The sequence below is a fragment of the Methylobacterium sp. WL12 genome (genome assembly GCF_008039475.1).
GTDB lineage: Bacteria > Pseudomonadota > Alphaproteobacteria > Rhizobiales > Beijerinckiaceae > Methylobacterium > Methylobacterium cerastii.
On sequence record NZ_VRUW01000160.1, the window covers coordinates 1 to 4,518 of the forward strand.

2 protein-coding genes and 1 pseudogene are annotated in these 4,518 nt (G+C 63.0%); all 3 read right to left on the reverse strand.

Annotated features, from left to right (window positions below):
- Positions 1 to 96, reverse strand: a pseudogene (locus tag FV226_RS26805) (IS5/IS1182 family transposase); the annotation flags it as partial.
- A 104-nt stretch (positions 97 to 200) separates the two neighbouring features.
- On the reverse strand, positions 201 to 3,341 hold the full coding sequence (locus FV226_RS26810) for an efflux RND transporter permease subunit (protein WP_147765318.1): 3,141 nt from the start codon (positions 3,339 to 3,341) through the stop codon (positions 201 to 203).
- Positions 3,342 to 3,370: 29 nt separating this feature from the next.
- Positions 3,371 to 4,483, reverse strand: a complete 1,113-nt coding sequence (locus FV226_RS26815) for an efflux RND transporter periplasmic adaptor subunit (RefSeq protein ID WP_246691747.1) — start codon at positions 4,481 to 4,483, stop codon at positions 3,371 to 3,373.
- Positions 4,484 to 4,518: the final 35 nt, after the last annotated feature.

Consider the following 4,518-nt stretch of genomic DNA (forward strand, 5'->3'; position numbering starts at 1 on the left):
GAGCGTGCGCTGCAGATCCTGAGGAGGCGTTTTGGCCTTGGGCCGGCAGGCTTCAACCAGAGGCTCCAGATCAGCCCATTGCGCGTCGCTCAGCATCGTCCCTCCTCCATCAGAGAGACGAAAACGCAAGCCCAGCCAATCTGTTCAGGCGACGACAGGCCCTAATGGGACGGCGCTACCGAAACTATGAATTTCCGGAGTTACTCTGCCGCCAGGGCAAGGGGCACTTTGCGGTTAATCGGCTCGTCGTCAGAAGGGCTCAGGCGCTCTTCAAGATGGCGGCGGTACCAGAGGGCGTAGAGGGCGGGAAAGAATAGCAGCGTCAGAAAGGTCGCTACGAACAGGCCCCCCATAATGGTGATCGCCATCGGCCCCCAGAAGGCGCTGCGGGAGAGCGGTATCATCGCCAGGATCGCCGCGAGCGCGGTTAGCACTACAGGCCGGGCACGGCGCACCGTCGCCTCGACGATCGCCTCGCGTAGGGTGTGGCGTCCGGATATGCGGTCTGTCTCGATCTGGTCGACGAGGATGACGGCGTTGCGCATGATCATGCCGGCCAGCGCGATCAGTCCGAGCAGAGCGACGAAGCCGAAGGGCTTGCCGGACAGGTTCAGTGCGAGCGAGGCACCGATCAACCCGAGCGGCGCAGTCATGAACACAAGGAACAGCCGGGCGAAGCTTTGAAGCTGGATCATCAGCAGGCTGAGCATCGCCAGGGTCATGACGGGGAAAAGTACGAAGAGCGAGGCATTGCCCTTATCTGACTCCTCCACCGCGCCGCCGATCTCGATGCGGTAGGCCGGTTCCAGGCCGTCACGGATCGGCTTCAGCAGCGGCCAAATCGCATTGGTTACGTCCGGCGGCTGGACGCCATCGACCACGTCGGCGCGCACGGTGATCGTCATGTCGCGGTTACGCCGCCAGAGGATCGGTTCCTCGTCGACGTATTCGAGCCGCGCCACCTGTGCCACAGGCACTGCAAGTCCATTGCGAGAGATCACGGTCAGATCGGAGAGGTGAGCGAGGTCGAGGCGTTCGGACTGCGTCGCGCGGGCGACGATGCCGACTTGCTCGATGCCCTCGCGCATCGTCGTCACGGTGAGTCCCGAGATCAGGGTTTGCAGGGTCTGGCTGATGTCCTGGACGTTCAGGCCGAGCGCCCGAGCGCGCTCTTGATCGACGACGAGACGGATGGCCGGCGCACGCTCATTCCAATCGAGTTGCGGCTCGACGGCCTTGTCATTGCCGCGGACCACGTCGCGCACCTGGTAGGCGATGGCACGGACCTTGGCCGGTTCCGGCCCTACAACGCGAAACTGAACGGGGAAGCCGACCGGCGGCCCGAAGTTGAAGCGGTCGACACGAACGCGGGCTGCGTTCAAGGCGCCCTGCGCCACCAGTTTCTCGATGCGGGCCTTCACCCGCTCGCGCGCTTCGGTGTCGCGGGCGGCGATGACGATCTCTGCGAAGGCCTCGTTGGGGAGTTCCGGATTCAGCCCGAGCCAGAAACGCGGACTGCCCCGACCGACATAGGCGGTGTAGGTCTCGATGTCGGGATCGTTATGGCCGAGCAGTGCCTCGGCCTCCGCGACGGATTTCAGCGTCGTGCCGATGGCGCTGCCCTGGGGCAGGCGCAGCTGCAGGAACAGCTCTGGCCGCTCCGAGAGCGGGAAAAATTGCTGCTGGACGTAGCCGAAGCCGACGATTCCAGTCGCGAACGCAGCGAGCGTCGCGAGCGCCGTCGTCCCCCGGAAGCGCACGCACCAGCTCACGACCCTCCGTAGGCCACGGTAGAGCTGGGTGTCGTAGACCGCGTTGCCATAAGCGTCGTTGGCATGGGCGTCGTGCTTGATCAGATCCTTCGGCAGCAGCAGCACGCCGAGATAGGGCGTGACGATCACCGCTACGAACCACGAGGCTATCAGGGCGATCGCCACCACCCAGAAGATGCCGCCGGCATATTCCCCCACAGCCGAATTGGCGAAGCCTACCGGCAGGAAGCCGGCAACCGTGACCAGCGTGCCGGTCAACATGGGAAAGGCGGTCGACTCCCAGGCGAAGGCGGCGGCCCGCATCCGGTCCCACCCTTGCTCGATCTTCACCACCATGGTCTCGACGGCGATGATGGCGTCGTCGACCAGTAGGCCCAGGGCGATGATGAGGGCGCCGAGCGTGATCCGGTGAAGCTCGATGCCGAGCGCCTGCATGACCACGAACGTCAGCGCCAGAACCAGCGGCACGGAGAGGGCTACGACAATACCGGTACGCCAGCCGAGCGAGAGGAAGGTGACCGCGAGCACGATGACCAAAGCCTCGACGAAGGAGCGCTCGAACTCGAACATCGCCTCGTCCACGACCTTGGGCTGGTCCGCGATGCGAGTGAGCGTGAAACCCTGCGGCACGGCCTCCATGAAGCCGTCTTTGGCCACCTCGACGCCAGCGCCGAAGGCTTGGATGTTGGAGCCCTTGGCCATCACCACGCCGATGCCCAGGGCCGGCCGACCCTCCTGACGTACGAGGCCGTCGGGCGGATCGACAGTGCCGCGGGTGATCGTAGCAAGGTCACCCAAGCGCACGCTACGCCCGTTGATCTCCACCGGGGTCTCGGCCACCGCCCGCACCCCGTCGAGGGCGCCCGTGACGCGCAAGGGGATGCGCTGGGCCGAGGTCTCCACGGTGCCGGCCGGCGTGACCGCGTTCTGGCGGCTCAACGCGTCGAACAGCACTTGCGGCGCGATCCCGAGGGTAGCGAGCTTGGCGTGGCTGAACTCCACGAAGATGCGCTGGTCCTGCACCCCGTAGAGGTTGACCTTGACCGCGCCGTCGACCCTGAGAAGGCGCTGGCGAAGGCCTTCGGCCACCAGCTTAAGCTGCGCGTAATCCGCACCGTCGCCAGTGAGCATATACAGAAGCGCATCGACGTCGCCGTACTCGTCGTCGACCGAGGGCCCGATCACCCCAACCGGCAATTCCCCCCGGATGTCGTCGAGCTTCTTGCGGATCTGATAGAACAGGCTCGGTACCTGAGCCGAGGGCGTGTTGTCGCGAAACGTGATCTGCATCGCGGCGAAGTTCGGCTTGGCGTAGGTCACGACCTTTTCGAACCAGGGCAGAGTCTGAAGCCGCTTCTCGATACGATCGGCAACCTGATCCTGCATCTCCTTGGCCGTAGCACCGGGCCAGATCGCGGTGACGACCGCGACCTTGATCGTAAAGTTCGGATCCTCCGCTCGGCCGAGCCGTAGAAACCCTAAGGTGCCGGCCGCCGCAATGGCGAGGATCAGGAATAATACCACCGGACGGTGATGCACAGCCCAATCGGATAGATTGAAGCGCCGTATCGGACCGTTCGCTCTCAATGACATTGCGGTCAGAACTGCAAAGTATCGACGATGCGCACGCGCTGACCTGGATCGAGCTTCTGAGCGCCGAGCCGTACCACCTGTGCACCCTCAGCGAGACCTGAGGCAATTAACGCGTCCTGAGCATCATAGCCCGCGACCTGAACCGATTTGAGGGCGAGTTGCCCGCCATCCTCGACGGTCCAGACAGCCGGCCCCTTCCCTTGGTCGATGAGAGCGGCAATGGGAATGCGCATTACCCGCTCGATCTCGGCCTGAGCGAGGGTCACAGTGGCCGTCATGCCGAGCTTGACCGCCTCGTCCGCCCCAGGCAGCGAGAAGCGCGCGAGGTAGGTTCGGGTCATGGCATCCGCGGCGGGCGCCAGCTCACGCAAGCGCGCTGTGTAGACCACGCCCACGTTCGACCACAGCCCAACGCTGGCCTTGCCCGCCCGAGCCAACGGTACCAATGCCTCCGGGATGGCGACTACCGCCTCCCGTTCTGCGGTGTAGGCAATACGGATCGCCGCCTGCCCCGGTGATACCACCTGCCCCGGTTCGATTAGGCTTGCAGTGACGACGCCATCCCCATCAGCGCGGAGGATCGCATAGGAGGCAGCGTTTCGAGCCAGTACCAAGGCGCGCTCGGCCCGCAAAGTCCGACTCCGCGCCTCCTCAGTCGTAGCCCGCTGGCGATCGACAACCGAGGCAGGCGTCCACCCCTGAAGAGAGAGAGTGAGAGTTCGTTTGAGGTCGGCTTCGGCCTGGATCAGAACGACCTTGGCAGCGGAATACTCCGCGTCGGCTTGCTCCGTCTGAAGGTGCAGATCGATCTCATCAAGGGTCGCAAGTGCCGTTCCTGCCTTAACGACGTCGCCGACGTTCACGAGACGCTTAGCGACCTTACCTGGAACACGAAATCCGAAGTCACTTTCTACACGTGGCCGTATTGTACCAACAAAGCCACGTTGCGAAACACGTAGTTCTGAATTTATTGTCTGAACAAATACCGGGCGCTTGGCATTGCGATCGTGCGCTCGATCTGTTTGATCTACGTCTTTACATCCAACCAAAAGTGAAATTGTAAATACAAAAACAGGAATACCGATAAATTCGCCTGAGCAAAACGGTATTTTAATCACGGGCTTAACTTTCCTAGATCACATTACATGAATAT